The sequence below is a fragment of the Kurthia sp. YJT4 genome, from assembly GCF_030219945.1.
GTDB classification, from domain to species: Bacteria; Bacillota; Bacilli; order Bacillales_A; family Planococcaceae; genus Kurthia; species Kurthia gibsonii.
On the sequence record NZ_CP126689.1, the window covers coordinates 360,740 to 377,726 of the forward strand.

The 16,987-nt window shown below is 38.5% G+C and carries 20 protein-coding genes; 19 read left to right on the top strand and 1 reads right to left on the bottom strand.

What is annotated here, in order from left to right; translation table 11 throughout:
• The first annotated feature begins 221 nt into the window (after positions 1–221).
• The 18 genes from upp (at position 222) to fabZ (ending at position 15,440) form a co-directional block, all read left to right on the top strand.
• Positions 222–851: a uracil phosphoribosyltransferase gene (gene upp / locus QN089_RS01815; protein WP_068455876.1), complete on the top strand. Its 630-nt coding sequence runs from the start codon at positions 222–224 to the stop codon at positions 849–851.
• Positions 852–879: 28 nt separating this feature from the next.
• Positions 880–1,992 (top strand): non-hydrolyzing UDP-N-acetylglucosamine 2-epimerase, encoded by a 1,113-nt coding sequence (wecB, locus tag QN089_RS01820; RefSeq protein ID WP_285215819.1) that lies wholly within the window; start codon positions 880–882, stop codon positions 1,990–1,992.
• Between the two features lie 517 nt (positions 1,993–2,509).
• Positions 2,510–2,878 (top strand): ATP synthase subunit I, encoded by a 369-nt coding sequence (locus QN089_RS01825; RefSeq protein ID WP_285215820.1) that lies wholly within the window; start codon positions 2,510–2,512, stop codon positions 2,876–2,878.
• Between the two features lie 38 nt (positions 2,879–2,916).
• On the top strand, positions 2,917–3,630 hold the full coding sequence (gene atpB, locus QN089_RS01830; protein WP_087682506.1) for a F0F1 ATP synthase subunit A: 714 nt from the start codon (positions 2,917–2,919) through the stop codon (positions 3,628–3,630).
• Positions 3,631–3,715: 85 nt separating this feature from the next.
• A complete protein-coding gene (gene atpE, locus QN089_RS01835; RefSeq protein WP_087682507.1) occupies positions 3,716–3,928 on the top strand; it encodes a F0F1 ATP synthase subunit C in 213 nt (70 codons plus the stop codon).
• Between the two features lie 170 nt (positions 3,929–4,098).
• Positions 4,099–4,620: a F0F1 ATP synthase subunit B gene (gene atpF, locus QN089_RS01840; protein WP_068455861.1), complete on the top strand. Its 522-nt coding sequence runs from the start codon at positions 4,099–4,101 to the stop codon at positions 4,618–4,620.
• On the top strand, positions 4,617–5,153 hold the full coding sequence (locus QN089_RS01845; RefSeq protein WP_068455859.1) for a F0F1 ATP synthase subunit delta: 537 nt from the start codon (positions 4,617–4,619) through the stop codon (positions 5,151–5,153). Before atpF ends, QN089_RS01845 begins: the two co-directional genes overlap by 4 nt.
• Before the next feature lie 34 nt (positions 5,154–5,187).
• Positions 5,188–6,711, top strand: a complete 1,524-nt coding sequence (atpA, locus tag QN089_RS01850; protein ID WP_087682508.1) for a F0F1 ATP synthase subunit alpha — start codon at positions 5,188–5,190, stop codon at positions 6,709–6,711.
• A gap of 48 nt (positions 6,712–6,759) precedes the next feature.
• Positions 6,760–7,617 carry an ATP synthase F1 subunit gamma gene (gene atpG, locus QN089_RS01855; RefSeq protein ID WP_068455851.1) on the top strand — a complete coding sequence of 286 codons (858 nt, stop codon included), beginning with the start codon at positions 6,760–6,762 and terminating at the stop codon, positions 7,615–7,617.
• A 49-nt stretch (positions 7,618–7,666) separates the two neighbouring features.
• Positions 7,667–9,091 (top strand): F0F1 ATP synthase subunit beta, encoded by a 1,425-nt coding sequence (gene atpD, locus QN089_RS01860; RefSeq protein WP_068455847.1) that lies wholly within the window; start codon positions 7,667–7,669, stop codon positions 9,089–9,091.
• 24 nt (positions 9,092–9,115) lie between these two features.
• A complete protein-coding gene (locus QN089_RS01865) occupies positions 9,116–9,523 on the top strand; it encodes a F0F1 ATP synthase subunit epsilon (RefSeq protein ID WP_087682510.1) in 408 nt (135 codons plus the stop codon).
• A gap of 313 nt (positions 9,524–9,836) precedes the next feature.
• On the top strand, positions 9,837–10,079 hold the full coding sequence (locus QN089_RS01870; RefSeq protein WP_082701482.1) for a DUF1146 family protein: 243 nt from the start codon (positions 9,837–9,839) through the stop codon (positions 10,077–10,079).
• Between the two features lie 395 nt (positions 10,080–10,474).
• Entirely contained in the window at positions 10,475–11,776 is a 1,302-nt protein-coding gene (gene murA, locus QN089_RS01875) for a UDP-N-acetylglucosamine 1-carboxyvinyltransferase (RefSeq protein WP_068455841.1), read from the top strand.
• Between the two features lie 183 nt (positions 11,777–11,959).
• The gene (mreB, locus tag QN089_RS01880) at positions 11,960–12,952 is read left to right on the top strand and encodes a rod shape-determining protein (protein ID WP_285216402.1); all 993 of its coding nucleotides are present in this window, start codon (positions 11,960–11,962) and stop codon (positions 12,950–12,952) included.
• A 51-nt stretch (positions 12,953–13,003) separates the two neighbouring features.
• A complete protein-coding gene (locus tag QN089_RS01885; RefSeq protein ID WP_285215821.1) occupies positions 13,004–13,843 on the top strand; it encodes a flagellar hook-basal body protein in 840 nt (279 codons plus the stop codon).
• A gap of 12 nt (positions 13,844–13,855) precedes the next feature.
• Positions 13,856–14,686 (top strand): flagellar hook-basal body protein, encoded by an 831-nt coding sequence (locus QN089_RS01890; RefSeq protein ID WP_068455837.1) that lies wholly within the window; start codon positions 13,856–13,858, stop codon positions 14,684–14,686.
• A gap of 24 nt (positions 14,687–14,710) precedes the next feature.
• Positions 14,711–14,995: a DNA-directed RNA polymerase subunit beta gene (locus tag QN089_RS01895; RefSeq protein ID WP_068455834.1), complete on the top strand. Its 285-nt coding sequence runs from the start codon at positions 14,711–14,713 to the stop codon at positions 14,993–14,995.
• A 10-nt stretch (positions 14,996–15,005) separates the two neighbouring features.
• Positions 15,006–15,440 carry a 3-hydroxyacyl-ACP dehydratase FabZ gene (gene fabZ / locus QN089_RS01900; protein ID WP_068455831.1) on the top strand — a complete coding sequence of 145 codons (435 nt, stop codon included), beginning with the start codon at positions 15,006–15,008 and terminating at the stop codon, positions 15,438–15,440.
• Between the two features lie 480 nt (positions 15,441–15,920).
• On the opposite strand, the gene QN089_RS01905 is transcribed toward fabZ, so the two are convergent.
• Complete coding sequence (locus tag QN089_RS01905; RefSeq protein ID WP_325921864.1) at positions 15,921–16,352, bottom strand: YwpF family protein; 432 nt, start codon at positions 16,350–16,352, stop codon at positions 15,921–15,923.
• Between the two features lie 191 nt (positions 16,353–16,543).
• Here QN089_RS01905 and QN089_RS01910 point away from each other — a divergent pair, with 191 nt between their 5' ends.
• Complete coding sequence (locus QN089_RS01910) at positions 16,544–16,933, top strand: single-stranded DNA-binding protein (RefSeq protein ID WP_082701481.1); 390 nt, start codon at positions 16,544–16,546, stop codon at positions 16,931–16,933.
• The last annotated feature ends 54 nt before the right edge of the window (positions 16,934–16,987 follow it).

Sequence of the window (16,987 nt, forward strand, 5' to 3'; positions counted from 1 at the left end):
TAGAATCATGTAGGAAGTCACGCTTTTTTGACTAAAATTCACTTTTTTATTGGAGTTTCTTCTATATATATAGATGAATTTTCAGAAATCTTATTTCGCTCTAATCCGTCACATGAAAACTTAAAATGTGTCAAAATGAGAAATGAAAATATTGACATTTGTATGCCGTTTTATTTCTGTTATAATAGTCAAGATAAACAAAAGTAGGGAGAGAACTAAAAATGGGAAAAGTATATGTATTCGACCATCCATTAATTCAACACAAATTATCATACATCCGTGATATCAATACAGGAACAAAGGAGTTTCGTGAACTAGTTGACGAAGTAGCTACATTAATGGCATTTGAAATCACACGTGATTTACAAACAGAAGAAATCGAAATTCAAACACCTGTTACAAAAACAAAAACAAAAGTATTATCAGGTAAAAAGATGGCAATCGTGCCAATCCTACGTGCTGGTTTAGGCATGGTAGATGGTATGTTAAAACTAATTCCAGCTGCAAAAGTAGCACACATTGGTTTATACCGCGATCCAGAAACTTTACAACCGGTAGAATACTACGCAAAATTCCCAGCTGATATTGAAGAACGTGAATTCATCATCGTTGATCCAATGTTAGCTACAGGTGGTTCTGCAATTGAAGCAATGAACTCACTGAAAAAACGCGGCGCGAAAAACATTCGCTTCATGTGCTTAATTGCGGCTCCAGAAGGCGTAAAAGCAATTCAAGAAGCACACCCAGAAATCGATATTTACATTGCGGCATTAGATGAAAAATTAAATGACCATGGCTATATCGTACCTGGACTAGGTGATGCAGGCGACCGTTTATTCGGTACAAAATAATACGTTGTACAGGGATGGTGCAAAAAACATGAAAAAGTGGAAAGTAATGACTGTGTTTGGTACAAGGCCGGAAGCTATTAAGATGGCGCCTCTTGTAAAAGCGTTGCAGCAAAATACAGAGCAGATTGATACAGTTGTGACGGTAACGGCGCAACACCGCGAAATGCTTGATCAAGTATTAGAAACTTTTAAGATTGTTCCAGATTATGATTTGAATATTATGAAAGAACGCCAAACACTTCTTGATGTTGCGACACGCGGTTTAGAAGGTCTCGATCAAATTATGAAAGAGGCGAAACCCGATGTTGTACTTGTACATGGCGATACAGCAACTACATTTGTGGCTAGTTTAGCTGCCTTCTATAATCAAGTAGCGATTGGTCACGTAGAAGCAGGTCTTCGTACATGGAATAAATATTCACCATATCCAGAAGAGATGAATCGTCAACTGACAGGTGTGTTAGCTGACATTCACTTTGCACCAACTGAACAAGCGAAAGAAAATCTTCTAAAAGAAAATAAAGAGCCGAACTCAATTATTGTGACAGGAAATACAGCGATTGATGCATTAACGACAACTGTTGCAGATGACTATACACATCCTGTACTTAAAGCAATTGGTGACAATCGAATGGTTCTATTAACCGCACACCGACGTGAAAACTTAGGTGAACCGATGGAAAATATGTTCCGAGCGATTTATCGTATTTTAGAAGAACATCCAGATGTACAAGTAGTCTATCCGATGCATTTGAATCCAGCAGTTCGTGACACAGCGCGTGCAATTTTAGGATCGCATGAACGCGTTCATCTAATTGAACCGCTTGAAGTATTTGACTTCCATAATTTTGCGTCACGTTCTTACATGATTTTAACGGATTCAGGTGGTATTCAAGAGGAAGCGCCGTCACTAGGAAAACCAGTACTCGTATTACGAGACACGACGGAACGACCAGAAGGAATTGAAGCGGGGACACTCAAGCTTGCTGGAGTGGAAGAAGAGACCATTTATGATTTAACAAAAGAATTATTGACGGATAGTGCATTATACAATCAAATGGCGCAAGCATCGAATCCGTATGGTGACGGGCATGCTTCTGAACGCATTGTAGAAGCGTTAATTGCTTTTCTAGAAAAATAAAAAAACAAAAACTACTCGAACCGCTAGAATACGAATATTCTTAGTCGAGTAGTCTTTGTTTTTAAAGTTAAATCGAGAAATAAAGAACATTTCCAAGTTTTTTCTTAAATTTGTCGACTATTTGACAAAAGTGTACAGGTTGTGAAGTTTTTATGCAGAACCAATTGACATGAAATATTCACTATTGTATGCTAACAAAGGGTAAGAATGATAAGGGTTTCTATGTCTGAATATCAAGCCGTACCTCTTTTTTTTATGGAGTTTGGTTATTGACGTATAAGGCAAATCCCTAGCTTTTGACTCTTTTAACGTTTTCGGACGTGTAAAGGTTCTTATATGGAGCGATGGTACTTCATTAAATGTTAGCTAATAATACATAATAAGTTTCCGATTAAGTTAAGCAATGCTTACTTTGGTAACGGTTACCCTTAATATGTTCCACAATTAGCTACGTTCCATCCGGTGGTCAGCTTTATATCCATCATTCGAAAAAAAGATTCAGGAGATTAAAGACCAAATGGTAGAAATGCATTGGATTTTTAAAAAGCAGATAATAGGTTTTATTATTTTGCTAATCGTTTGTGCAATCGGCTGGGGCTTTACATCGTACCACGCGTTATTCGCAGGTCTCGCATTAGGTGCCCTTTGTGGTCTATTTAATTTTTGGAACCTGATCCGAAGAATGGAAAGCTTTGATCGTAAGACACGTCAGGGACAAAAGGTTAAGTCCTTAGGTACCCTTATTCGCTACGGATCAGCTTTACTTGCGGCAGCTGTCGCATTGACTTGGTCTGAGTATTTTAACGTAGCTAGTACTGTCGTTGGATTAATGATTCCGTACATTCTACTTTTCGTAGATAGGATCATAGTTCATTTGAAAAACTAAATAAGCAAAGCGCATGTGAAAGAGAGGTGAACGAACAAGTGGAACATAAAAATCCTTATTTTGAAATAGCTGGTTTAGGTTTCAATACAGCAGACGTAATGATGTTATTAATCACAGCTGTGATTGTATTCATTATTGCATTTGTATCAACACGTAAACTTCAGTTAAAGCCAACTGGTATGCAAAACTTCATGGAGTGGCTTATGGACTTCGTGAAAGGCATCATCTCAAACAACATGGACTGGAAGACAGGTGGTCAATTCCACATCTTAGGTATTACATTAATCATGTTTATCTTTGTAGCGAATATGCTAGGTCTACCATTCTCAATCTCTGTAGATGGTTACTTATGGTGGAAATCACCAACAGCAGATCCAGTTGTTACACTAACATTAGCTGTTATGATTCTTGTCTTAACAAACTACTATGGTGTAAAAGCACAAGGTATGAAAGGATACTTGAAGACATTCGTGTCTCCAATGAGTTTCTTATTACCAATTAAGATTATTGAAGAACTTGCAAATACATTAACTCTTGGTCTACGACTTTACGGTAACATCTTTGCCGGGGAGGTATTATTAGGATTATTAGCAGGTCTGGCTACAGCGTGGTCAGGTGCTGGTTTCTTAGCAGCTTTCATTCCAATGATGGCATGGCAAGCATTCTCAGTATTCATCGGAGCAATCCAATCATTCATTTTCGTTATGTTAACAATGGTTTACATGTCTCACAAAGTGAGCAAAGACCATTAATTAATTATAAACCAGTTAATTCGTATTCATTAGGGATTAGCTAAACAACCAAAAAATATTACATTTCCAAGGAGGAAAATTTACAATGGGTTTAATCGCAGCAGCAATCGCAGTTGGTCTAGGTGCACTAGGCGCAGGTATTGGTAACGGTCTTATCGTAGGTCGTACAGTTGAAGGGATCGCACGTCAACCAGAATTACGTGGAGTATTACAAACAACAATGTTCATCGGTGTCGCTTTAGTAGAGGCATTACCAATCATCGCAGTAGTTATCGCGTTCATCGTAATGAACAAATAATTTGTCTTCAATGTTTCTTGGCGAAGTCTTAATTACTTGAGTCACTTCGCCTTTCATTTATATCGGTTTCATTACTGATATAAATTCCTTTAGACTACAAATCTTAAACAAGATTCAATTATAAAAAAAATTTCAATTGACTCTAAGCTCTTGAAGGGAGTGAAACAATCGTGTTATTAGATTATTTAGTGCTAGGTTCCGCAGCGGGCCAAAACCAATACGGTACAATTTTAGCAACGTTAGTAGTATTCGTAGTATTAATGCTTCTTCTTAAAAAATTCGCATGGGGTCCACTTATGGGAATTATGCAACAACGTGAAGAATTAGTTGCATACGAAATCGAATCAGCTGAAAAAAGTCGTAAAGAAGCACATGAATTATTAGAAGAACAACGTAGCCTTCTTAAAGAAGCTCGTACAGAAGCGCAAGCGATTGTGGAGAACGCTAAACAACAAGCAATTCTTCAAAAAGAAGAAATTGTTTCATCAGCTAAAGCTGAAGCAGTTCGTTTACAAGAATCAGCGAAACGTGATATTGAGAGCGAAAAAGAAAAAGCTATCGCAGCTGTTCGTGAAGAAGTGGTTTCACTATCTGTACTGGCAGCAACTAAAGTTCTTAACAAAGAAGTTTCTACAGAAGATAATCGTACGCTTATCGAAGAAACGATTGCGAAGGCAGGGGAAGCTCGATGAGTCAATCCATTGCAGCGAATCGCTATGCTAAAGCCTTATATGAATTGGCAAAGGAAAAAAACGTAGTTGCTGAAACAGTAGCTGACTTACGTGAAGTAAGAATCGTTTTTACAGAGTCTAAAGATTTATTCAATCTTTTAGTAGCTCCTAACCTAACAACAGAGAAAAAATTTGAACTAATTGATTCAATTTTTTCATCTGTACAACCAATTATTGTCGATGCACTAAAAGTTATCTTAGTTAATAACCGAATCGACGAAACTGTAAGTGTGATTGATTCGTTTATCCGCATTGCGAATGATGAGTCAGGTGTAGAAGATGCAATTGTGTATTCTACAGAAGCGCTTACTGAAGATCAACTTGAACGAATCTCAACAACTTTTGCTAAGCAAGTTGGTAAAGATTCATTAAATATTACAAACGAAATTGATTCATCATTAATTGGTGGAATCAAATTAATCATTGGAAACCGAATTTACGATAATACAATCGTAAGCAAAGTGAACGGTTTACGTCGTGCATTACTAGGTTAATCCAAAATTATTGTGAGAGGTAGAGGTGACAAACGTGGGCATCAAAGCTGAAGAAATCAGTGTTCTTATTAAACAGCAGATGGAAAATTTCCAATCTGAGATGCAAGTTAGCGAAGTTGGTACAGTCATCAGTGTCGGTGATGGTATCGCTCGTGCTCATGGTCTTGACAATGCCATGTCTGGGGAATTATTAGAATTCTCTAATGGTGTTCTTGGGTTGGCTCAAAACCTAGAAGAAAATAACGTAGGTATCGTTATTTTAGGTCCAACACAAGGCATTACAGAAGGCGACGAAGTTCGTCGTACAGGTCGTATTATGGAAGTACCAGTTGGTGAAGAACTAATTGGTCGTGTAGTAAATACATTAGGTTTACCAGTTGATGGATTAGGTCCAATCAACACTACTAAAACTCGTCCAATCGAAAGCCCAGCTTTCGGTGTAATGGCTCGTAAATCAGTAGACCAACCTTTACAAACAGGAATCAAAGCGATTGACGCACTTGTTCCAATCGGTCGTGGTCAACGTGAGTTAATCATCGGTGACCGTCAAGTTGGTAAAACTTCAATCGCAATCGATACAATTTTAAACCAAGCAGACCAAGATATGATTTGTATCTACGTTGCAATTGGTCAAAAAGAATCTACTGTACGTAACGTTGTAGAAACTCTACGCGCACACGGTGCATTAGATTACACTATCGTACTTACTGCGTCAGCATCTTCTCCATCTCCAATGTTATACCTAGCTCCTTATGCTGGTGTATCAATGGCTGAAGAATTAATGCTACAAGGTAAAGACGTATTAATCGTATATGATGATCTTTCTAAGCAAGCAGCAGCTTACCGTGAGCTTTCATTATTATTACGTCGTCCTCCAGGTCGTGAAGCTTACCCTGGTGATGTATTCTACCTACACAGTCGTTTATTAGAACGTGCAGCTCGTCTTAACGAAAGATACGGTGGTGGTTCAATCACTGCATTACCATTCGTTGAAACTCAAGCTGGTGATATCGGTGCGTACATCCCAACAAACGTAATCTCAATTACGGATGGACAAATCTTCTTACAAGCTAACTTATTCAACTCTGGTGTACGCCCTGCGATCAACCCAGGTTTATCAGTATCTCGTGTTGGTGGTTCTGCACAAATTAAAGCAATGAAAAAAGTTGCCGGTACGCTACGTCTTGACTTAGCTACATTCCGTGAACTTGAGTCATTCGCTCAATTCGGTTCAGACCTAGATGCAGCTACAACTGCTAAACTTGAGCGTGGTAAACGTACAGTAGAAGTTCTAAAACAAGATCTAAACAAACCATTAAAAGTTGAGCGTCAAGTTGCAATCATCTACGCTTTAACAAAAGGTTTCTTAGATGATATCCCTGTACATGACATCGTACGTTTCGAAAACGAATTTAACTTATGGTTAGATGCTAACGATGCAAACCACAAAAACGTTTTAGGTACAATTCGTGAAACTAAAGGCCTTCCAGCTGATGAAGATATGAAATCAACTATTGAAGCATTCAAGAAAACTTTCGCAATCTCAGAAGAAGCTTAATTTAGTGAAAACGAACTTTTAAAAAAACGGTAAGGTGGTGAAATACCAGTGGCAACATTACGTGAGGTAAAACAACGTATTAACTCTACAAAATCTACAAGTAAAATCACATCAGCGATGCACTTAGTATCATCTTCTAAGATGTCACGTGCAGAGCGAAATGCGAAAAAGTACGTACCTTATATGGCTAAAATTCAAGAAGTAGTAGCTGCAATCGCTCAAGGAACATCGAATGCTTCTCACCCGATGCTAGTTGAACGCCCAGTTAAGAAAAGCGCATATTTAATTATCGCTTCTGACCGTGGTTTAGCAGGTGCTTACAACACGAATGTAATCCGTACTGCATTAAACGGTATGGAAAAACGTGGCCAAAAGAAAGAAGACGTAGTCATCTTTGCAATAGGTCGTACAGTAGCTGATTTCTTTAAGAAAACAGGCTACACAGTTGTGGACGCGGAGATTGGTCTTCCAGATCAACCTGCATTTGCAGATATTAAAGCGATTGCTCGTAAAGCTGTTGGTATGTTCACAGATGGCACATATGATGAAATCTACATGTGTTATAGCCATTTTGTAAGTGCTATTTCTAGCGAATTAGTTGAGAAAAAGTTACTTCCAATCACTGATATCGCGCCAGCTACTTCTACTGCATCTTATGAATTCGAACCATCAGGTGACGAAATTCTAGAAGTATTGCTTCCACAATACGCAGAAAGTTTAGTATATGGTGCGTTACTAGATGCTAAAGCTAGTGAACATGCTGCACGTATGACAGCAATGAAAAACGCTACAGATAACGCTAAAGAATTAATTGATGACTTAACAGTCTTGTATAACCGTGCACGTCAAGCGGCTATTACACAGGAAATTACAGAAATCGTAGGTGGAGCTGCAGCCTTAGAATAGGCTAAGCTTCATCTCAAACTGTAATAGTTTGATAGGAGGGAAAAAGTATATGAACACAGGACACGTTCTTCAAGTAATGGGTGCTGTTGTCGACGTTAAGTTCGAAAACAACGCATTACCTGAAATTTATAACGCTTTAACTGTAGAAATTAAAAAGCCTAATCAAGAGCCTCAAGTTCTTACACTTGAAGTTGCACTTCATTTAGGCGACAATACTGTTCGTACAATCGCTATGTCATCTACTGATGGCTTACAACGTGGAGCAGTAGTAACTGACAAAGGTATGGCAATCTCAGTACCAGTCGGTGAAAACACTTTAGGTCGTGTATTCAACGTACTTGGTGAACCAATCGACTTAGAAATCGGTAAACCAGAAATTCCAGCTTCTGATCGTCGTGATCCAATTCACCGTGAAGCTCCAACATTCGATGAGCTTTCAACTTCAGTTGAAGTTCTTGAAACAGGAATTAAAGTAGTAGACTTATTAGCACCTTACATCAAAGGTGGTAAAGTTGGTTTATTCGGTGGTGCCGGTGTAGGTAAAACGGTATTAATCCAAGAATTAATCAACAACATCGCAAAAGGCCACGGCGGTATCTCAGTATTCGCTGGTGTTGGTGAGCGTACTCGTGAAGGTAATGACCTTTACTACGAAATGACTGACGCAGGCGTTATCACTAAAACTGCGATGGTATTCGGTCAAATGAACGAGCCACCAGGCGCACGTATGCGTGTAGCACTTTCTGGTCTTACAATGGCAGAATACTTCCGTGATGAAATGGGACAAGACGTTCTATTATTCATTGATAACATCTTCCGTTTCACTCAAGCAGGTTCTGAGGTTTCTGCATTATTAGGTCGTATGCCTTCTGCTGTAGGTTACCAACCAACTCTTGCTACTGAAATGGGTAAATTACAAGAACGTATCACTTCTACTAAAAAAGGTTCTGTTACTTCTATCCAAGCGGTATATGTACCAGCCGATGACTATACTGACCCGGCTCCAGCTACAACATTCGCTCACTTAGATTCAACAACTAACCTTGAACGTAAATTATCTGAGATGGGTATCTACCCAGCGGTTGATCCACTTGCTTCAACTTCTCGTGCATTAGCACCTGAAATCGTTGGACAAGAGCACTACGATATCGCTCGTCGTGTACAATCAACTTTACAACGTAACAACGAATTACAAGATATCATCGCTATCTTAGGTATGGATGAATTATCTGATGAAGATAAATTAACTGTAAACCGCGCTCGTCGTATTCAGTTCTTCTTATCTCAAAACTTCCACGTTGCGGAACAGTTCACTGGTCAACCAGGATCATTCGTACACGTAAAAGATACAATCAAAGGTTTCTCTGAAATCCTTGAAGGTAAATACGATAAATTCCCTGAAGAAGCATTCCACTTAGTGGGCGGCATCGATGATGTTATTGCTAAAGCAAAAAGTTTAGGCGTAACACTTTAATATTAGGGACGAGGAGGAAAAAATATGAAGACCACTGTAGTCAACATTGTCACTCCCGACGGCCCAGTATACGATTCTGAAGTCTCAATGGTAAGTGTGCGTACAACAGGCGGGGAAATGGGGATCTTACCAGGTCACATTCCAACTGTTGCGCCACTTGAAGTTGGGGTTGTTCGTCTGAAAAAAGATAAAACAACTGATTTAGTAGCAGTAAGCGGCGGTTTCGTTGAAATCCGTGGCGATAAAGTTTCGATTTTATCTCCTTCTGCTGAACCAGCTGATTCAATTGATCTTGCTCGTGCAAAAGAAGCACTTCAACGTGCAGAAAAGCACTTAGCAGCAAAACAAGACAAAAACACAGATTTCAAGCGTGCTGAAGCAGCGCTAAAACGCGCAATGAATCGTATCAACGTTAAAGAGGGTAACATCTAATTTAATGAAAGACTGTCTTAATGACCAACTCTTGTTGGCTTGTTAAGACAGTTTTTTTTGTTTATACATAAAAAATACCCATTTCAAATCATGAAAAACCTTTATTTTCCTTTTAAATAAATCATCTGTATGTTTTAATAGAGAGTGGGTTGCATAAAAAATGTATTCAATCGCTTTTCTTTTGGAAATATGATAAAAATTTGACTGGTAAATGGGACGATTTTTAACCTATACTTCATTTTTTTGTAGCAATATGCTTCATTTATTGAGATAATAAACCTATGTGTATTTTTACTGAAAGGGGAAATGGAATTTGGATTCGATTAATGCAACAATTGGAACGAGTGCACTTTTAGGGTTGATCTCGCATATCTTTTTTATTGGTATCGCATTTTACTCATTGCAGAGTTTGATGTATGAGCAGATCTTCAAAAAAGGGAGAGTATTTCAAATCCAACTTCTATTGATCTTAGTGAGTATTGCACTAGGGACAGCTGTGTCGAATTTCTTTTTACAGTTTTTAAACTGGTCGCGTCAATTACAATATTTGTTTTAATTGTTAAAGGCGTAATTTTAAAGGGTTTGCACATAAAGCATCCAATATTATATTGCTATTGAAATGAGAGAGAGAAATAATTGCCTGGGAAATAGTCAGGTAATACATAGATGTTTTGCGTTTTATGTCCTGATTTCGAGGGTACTGTTCTTACAGTGGTTCATTTACCTATAAAGAGATGAAAGTCTGTGTTCTAGCGTCTTCTCAGTATCTATAGTAATACAAAATACATTTTGAAAATAGTTTAAAGGGTGCTTGAAATACATCTTGAAAAAAGGTAATATTGTACTTGTTTTGTTACTAATAAATGACATCATACATTTAGAATTTTATGAACGAATAATAGATAAAATAAATACTGAGATGACAGAATATGAGTTCGGAGGGACAGATTAATGGATAAAATTATCGTCAAAGGCGGTCGTGTATTAAAAGGAAATGTACGTGTAGAGGGTGCCAAAAATGCCGTTTTACCTGTATTAGCCGCTACGCTTTTAGCATCAGAAGGAAAGAATACAATTAAAAACGTTCCGAACTTAGCAGATGTATATACAATTGATGAAGTATTAAAAAGTTTAAATGTTGACGTATCTTTTTCACCTGAAACAAATACAGTTGAAATTGATGCTTCTAAAACACTTTCATCAGAAGCGCAGTTTGAATACGTTCGTAAAATGCGCGCCTCAATTCTTGTTATGGGGCCATTATTAGCACGTAACGGTTATGCACGAGTTGCAATGCCAGGTGGATGTGCAATCGGTTCACGTCCAATTGACCAACATCTAAAAGGTTTTGAATTAATGGGTGCAACAATCTCAAATGGACATGGTTATGTTGAAGCAAGAACAGAAGGTCGTTTAAAAGGTGCAACAATCTATTTAGATTTCCCAAGTGTGGGCGCAACAGAAAATATTTTAACTGCTGCAGCACTTGCAGAAGGTACAACAATTATCGAAAATGCAGCAAAAGAACCTGAAATCGTAGACTTAGCAAACTTTATTAACGAAATGGGTGGCCGTGTTGTCGGTGCAGGTACAGATAAAATTCGTATCGAAGGTGTGGAACGACTAACAGGAACAACACATCATATTATTCCAGACCGTATTGAAGCAGGTACATTTATGGTAGCTGCAGCGATTACTGGTGGCGATGTTGTCATTGAAAACGCCGAAGCAGAGCATATGACAGCGTTAATTTCGAAAATGGTTGAAATGGGCGTAGAAATCACTGAAGAGGCTTCAGGACTTCGTGTACGCGCTACACAGCCATTGAAAGCAGTAGATGTGAAAACGATTCCTCACCCTGGCTTCCCAACAGATATGCAATCGCAAATGATGGCGTTAATGTTAGTGACACAAGGTACGAGTGTCATTACGGAGACTGTATTCGAAAATCGCTTTATGCACGTTGAAGAATTCCGCCGTATGAATGCGACAGCAAAAATTGATGGTCGTTCAGTAATTATCGAAGGTCCTTCATCTTTACAAGGTGCAGAAGTAGCAGCAACAGATTTACGTGCAGCAGCAGCACTTATTTTAGCAGGTCTTGTAGCAGACGGTATTACACGTGTTTCTGAATTAAAACACTTAGATCGTGGTTATGTTGATTTCCACAAAAAACTAGCTTCTCTTGGTGCTGACATCGAGCGTGTATCAAACACAGAAGAAGTTGTCGAAAGAGAATTCCAAGTAAATTAATTTCAAAACGAAGAAGTCCATTTTTCTAGACATGAATTGTCTGTGAAAAATGGACTTTTTATATTTAAATAAAAAGATCGCCTTAATTAATTTATAAGAGCCTTAATGTAATTAATAGACAGCTATGATAAAATAGTACCTAATAATAGGAAAAAATAAGATAAACTGAGAGGGGCACTCATGATGTTTTCAAAAGACGTAGGCATTGATTTAGGTACGGCGAACGTCCTCATATATTTAAAAGGAAAAGGAGTTATTTTAAACGAACCTTCTGTTGTAGCGATTGATCGAAATACGAAAAAGGTACTAGCTGTTGGGGAAGAAGCGCGTCAAATGATTGGACGTACTCCAGAAAATATTGTTGCGATTCGACCATTAAAAGATGGTGTCATTCATGATTTCGATATTACGGAAGCCATGTTAAAATATTTCATTCAAAAATTAAAATTACGAGGATTTATGTCGAAACCACGTGTGCTTGTGTGTTGTCCTTCCAATATTACACCAGTAGAGCAAAAAGCGGTTCGTGATGCGGTAGTTCGTGCAGGTGGTGGTGAAGTCTATTTAGAAGAAGAACCGAAAGTAGCTGCGATTGGAGCAGGCATGGATATCTTCCAACCTTCAGGTAATATGGTCATCGACATCGGTGGCGGTACGACGGATGTAGCAGTTCTATCCATGGGTGAAGTTGTCACAGCACAGTCACTACGTGTAGCAGGTGATCAATTTGATCAAGATATTGCGGCTTACATAAAAAAGAAGTATAAATTATTAGTAGGAGAACGTACAGCAGAGTCCTTAAAAATGTCGATTGGGTCCATGATATTAGCAGATAAAAATGATACAATGGACATTCGAGGACGCGATATGGTGACAGGTTTACCAAAAGTGATTTCTTTTACTTCTGAGGAGCTGTTAGAAGCAATCTCAGATTCTATTGAGATGATTATTAAAGCTGCAAAGAATGTGCTTGAAAAAACACCACCAGAGCTTTCAGCGGATATTATTGATCGTGGAATTATGCTGACGGGTGGTGGCGCATTAATTAGTGGTTTAGACCGTCGTTTAACAGAAGAATTATTGGTGCCAGTATATGTAGCTGAAAACCCAATGGATTGTGTCGTTATTGGAACAGGTATGATTTTAGATAACCTAAATAACATTTCAAAAAAGTAACTTTTAGCCGATAAATAGATTAGTGAATTTTTTAAGAAGGGATGAATGCTTGTGTTTAGAGGATTTTATACAGCAGCTACAGGTATGATTGCGCAGCAACGTCGTACAGAGATGCTTTCAAATAACATTGCCAATGCGAATACACCAGGATATAAAGCGGACCAATCGACGATTCGATCATTTCCAAATATGCTGATGTCTAGTATTCAAAAAACGGGGGCAGCCTCGCTTCAGAACGGCTTTAATCCTAGTAATATGCAGCAAATCGGTGATTTAGGAACAGGCGTTTATATGCAAGAAACATTGCCGAACTTTTTGCAGGGTTCGATTGTGGAAACAGAGAGTAATACGGATGTGGCACTATTAGATGGAGATTTACCAGTGAATCCACAGACGGGTAAACAAGGGGCAGTATTCTTTAAAGTGCAAACAGCCGATAATCGTCAAGCTTATACACGTAACGGTAACTTTACAATTGATGGGCAGGGCTTTTTAACAACTGCACGCGGTGAATATGTACTTGATGAAAACAACAACCGTATTGCGTTACAAAATAACGAATTTACGTTGAAGTCAACTGGTGAGATTACTGTAGATGGACAGCAAGTAGGGCGTTTAGGTGTTGCATATTCTAATCAACCAGATGCACTTGAAAAACAAGAGAACGGTTTATACTTTACTGCAAACAATCAAGATTTACCGAATGCTTATAATGCAAATGGTGTTACATTTACAATGCAGCAAGGATTTACGGAGAGTTCAAATGTCGATTCAGCACAGACGATGACATCGATGATGGAAGCGTATCGTGTCTTTGAAGCGAATCAAAAAGTTTTACAAGCGTATGACCGTAGTATGGATAAAGCAGTAAACGAAATCGGTAAGGTATAGGAGGGTTTTTAGATGTTACGCACAATGCTAACAGCAACAAATACAATGTCGCAACTACAACAAAAACTCGATACTGTATCGAGTAATATTGCGAATAGCAATACGGTAGGTTATAAAGCACGTAATGCGACATTTGGTGAAATGTTGTATCAACAATTTAATAATGACACAGGAGACCGCGCACCACGTCAATCACCAGCTGGTATTCGAATCGGTGTAGGTGCTCAAATTGCGCAAACAAAATTAAATACGAAAGTCGGAAATGTTACACAGACGAATCGTAAATTAGACTTTGCTCTAACGAAAGAGAATCAATATTTCACTTTTTTATCCCCTTCTTCTGATCGACTTGTATTATCGCGTCAAGGGAATTTTTACTTATCGCCGAATGCGAATGGCAGTACGAGTTTAGTGAATTCGGATGGTTATGACGTAGCAGATTCAAATGGACGTTCAATTCGATTCGATAAAGATGTATCAGACATTACTGTAACACCAGATGGTACAATGAACGTAACATTTGCAGATGGTAGTCGAGAAAATGTAGAGCTTGGGATTGCACAAGTAAGTAAACCCAACTTGTTAAAACAAGATGAAGATAAATACTTACGTTATTCAGATGATATCGCAGCACAATATCCAAATGAAGGTGATATTGCAAACTTGATTGTTGGTAATGATCGTGCGCAAATTTCAGTTGAAGGTGGCGCATTGGAATCTTCTAATGTAGACTTATCTAAAGAAATGTCTGAGTTAATTAATACACAGCGTTCTTATCAAATGAATGCACGTACTATTACAATGGCTGACCAAATGTTAGGTCTTATTAATGGTATGCGTTAATAAACACTAGAAGGAGAACAATCGATGGAAGATAGACGAGCTGAAAAGAAGGTAACGCCTACGGTATCAAGACAGGCGCGTAAAGAGCAACAAGAGATAGTAGAGGAACTTTCGAGTAAAAGTTACGCGAAAAAATCTATTAAATTTATGCTATTACGCTTATTAGTAATCATCGTACTCCTATTCATCGCAACCTTCGTTGGATTAATGATTGGTTATGGCGTAATTGGCGATGGTGATATGTTAGATGTATTTAAACCATCGACATGGACGCATGTATTCGATATTATGGATGGTACAGAGAAATAGGAGGATTTATATGTTAACAGCGAATCAAATTCAAGAAATTTTACCACACCGTTATCCATTTTTATTAGTGGATCGCATTACAGAATTAGAAGTAGGAAAGCGCGCGAAAGGCTTCAAAAACGTAACAGTGAATGAAGAATTCTTCCAAGGGCATTTCCCTGGCTATTCTGTTATGCCAGGTGTATTAATCATTGAAGCAATGGCACAAGTAGGTGGCGTAGCACTATTAAGTTCAGATGATTTTAAAGGTCGTATCGTATTCTTAACAGGTGTCGATAACGCACGCTTTAAACGCCAAGTAATCCCAGGAGACGTACTAACAATGGAAGTAGAATTTGTGAAGTTACGTGGCACAATGGGTAAAGGTCATGGTCGAGTGACTGTTGGCGATGAGTTAGTATGTGAAGCAGACATCCTATTTGCAATTGGACCAAAAGCTGAATAAATGATCTATGTAAGAACCGCTGAGATGCGGTTCTTTTTTTGTGCGTGAGAGTATTCCACTTTCGATTGTCGAAATTCCCTTTCGTGTGTGAAAAAGTCCCATTCGACAGTCGAGATTCCCTTTCGCGTGTGAAAAAGTCCCATTCGACAGTCGAGATTCTCTTTCGCGTGTGAAAAAGTCCCATTCGACAGTCGAGATTCCCTTTCGTATGTGAAGTAGTCCCATTCGACAGTCGAAATTCCCTTTCGCGTGTGAAAAAGTCCCATTCGACAGTCGAGATTCCCTTTCGCATATGAAGTAGTCCCTTTCCAAAGTCGAGATTCCCTTTCGCGCGCAGAAAAGTCCCTTTCCAAAGTCGAAATTCCCTTTCGCGTATGAAAAAGTCCCTTTCCAAAGTCGAAATTCCCTTTCATAAAATTAGTAGTCCATTTTATAAAAAAACACCCCTATCTCATTTAGAGTAGGAGTGTTCTTACTATATTAAGGTTGAAGGCGTGGACGTGTCATCATGTCGGAACGGAATCGTGCTAACAGTTCGTCACCTGTTAAACCTTCTTCGACTAATTTATCGAGTAGTTGCTCGGCATATTGGCGACGATGTGTTTTGAGTGTTCCTTTCATGAGGATGGATACTTCATTTTCAAAGTACTTAATACCTTGAACGAGTACACGAAATCCTGCAGGTTCATTATCAGGATATGAAATAACCGCACGTACCTCAATCACTTCATCTGTATCTATAAGTGGTAGAAAATCTTCTGCATATTTGTGATCAACGTACATCTCGAGAATCCAAGTATGATGGCTATTTTCTTGGTTGATGATAATACCATCAATGAGTGGATAGGAAATAAATGTGTCTTCTTTAAAGCGTTCAATTGACAGCATTTTGAATGTTTTCAGATGAACCACCTACCTTTTTTTAATGTTATAAGTATAACATATGAAAACATGCCGTATTCATAACTTGCATGTAATAATTGCTCGATTCGTGTCTATTTTTTGAAAATATTATGTTGAACCATATAGGAAATACGAAAACGCCGTTTTGCGTAAAATCTCGGCATCCTTTAGTATAGCGGTAATAGAAGGGGGGTGAAACATTGAATAACGTTTCAATTGTTGGGAGATTAACGAAAGCACCAGAAGTAAGGACAGTAGCAGACGGTAAAAGTGTCGGGCGTTTTACACTTGCGGTCAATCGGAATTTTAAAAATCAGCAAGGAGAGAACGACGTCGATTTTATTCTTTGTACAGCATGGGGGAAGTTAGCTGAACACATGGTGAAATATTGTGGCAAAGGATCACAAGTCGGGGTAATCGGACGATTGCAGTCGCGTAACTACACGAATGATGAAGGAAAGAGAATTTATATTACAGATGTGCTAGCTTTAGAAGTGCGATTTTTACAATTGAAAAATCCAGAACCAACTGTAAAAGTAGAGGATTTTCAATTACCAGCTGCTTTTACAGCGCAACAACCAATGCAATAGTGAGGGCTCTATGAGGGAGTATGTAGGCGAAAGAGAGAGCTGGGGGGCTCTTTC

Bases quoted from the DNA above. Each gene is read 5' to 3' on its own strand.
- upp (WP_068455876.1), top strand. From the start codon at position 222: ATGGGAAAAGTATATGTATTCGACCATCCATTAATTCAACACAAATTA.
- wecB (WP_285215819.1), top strand. From the start codon at position 880: ATGAAAAAGTGGAAAGTAATGACTGTGTTTGGTACAAGGCCGGAAGCT.
- QN089_RS01825 (WP_285215820.1), top strand. From the start codon at position 2,510: ATGGTAGAAATGCATTGGATTTTTAAAAAGCAGATAATAGGTTTTATT.
- atpE (WP_087682507.1), top strand. From the start codon at position 3,716: ATGGGTTTAATCGCAGCAGCAATCGCAGTTGGTCTAGGTGCACTAGGC.
- QN089_RS01845 (WP_068455859.1), top strand. From the start codon at position 4,617: ATGAGTCAATCCATTGCAGCGAATCGCTATGCTAAAGCCTTATATGAA.
- atpD (WP_068455847.1), top strand. From the start codon at position 7,667: ATGAACACAGGACACGTTCTTCAAGTAATGGGTGCTGTTGTCGACGTT.
- QN089_RS01865 (WP_087682510.1), top strand. From the start codon at position 9,116: ATGAAGACCACTGTAGTCAACATTGTCACTCCCGACGGCCCAGTATAC.
- murA (WP_068455841.1), top strand. From the start codon at position 10,475: ATGGATAAAATTATCGTCAAAGGCGGTCGTGTATTAAAAGGAAATGTA.
- mreB (WP_285216402.1), top strand. From the start codon at position 11,960: ATGTTTTCAAAAGACGTAGGCATTGATTTAGGTACGGCGAACGTCCTC.
- QN089_RS01890 (WP_068455837.1), top strand. From the start codon at position 13,856: ATGTTACGCACAATGCTAACAGCAACAAATACAATGTCGCAACTACAA.
- QN089_RS01895 (WP_068455834.1), top strand. From the start codon at position 14,711: ATGGAAGATAGACGAGCTGAAAAGAAGGTAACGCCTACGGTATCAAGA.
- fabZ (WP_068455831.1), top strand. From the start codon at position 15,006: ATGTTAACAGCGAATCAAATTCAAGAAATTTTACCACACCGTTATCCA.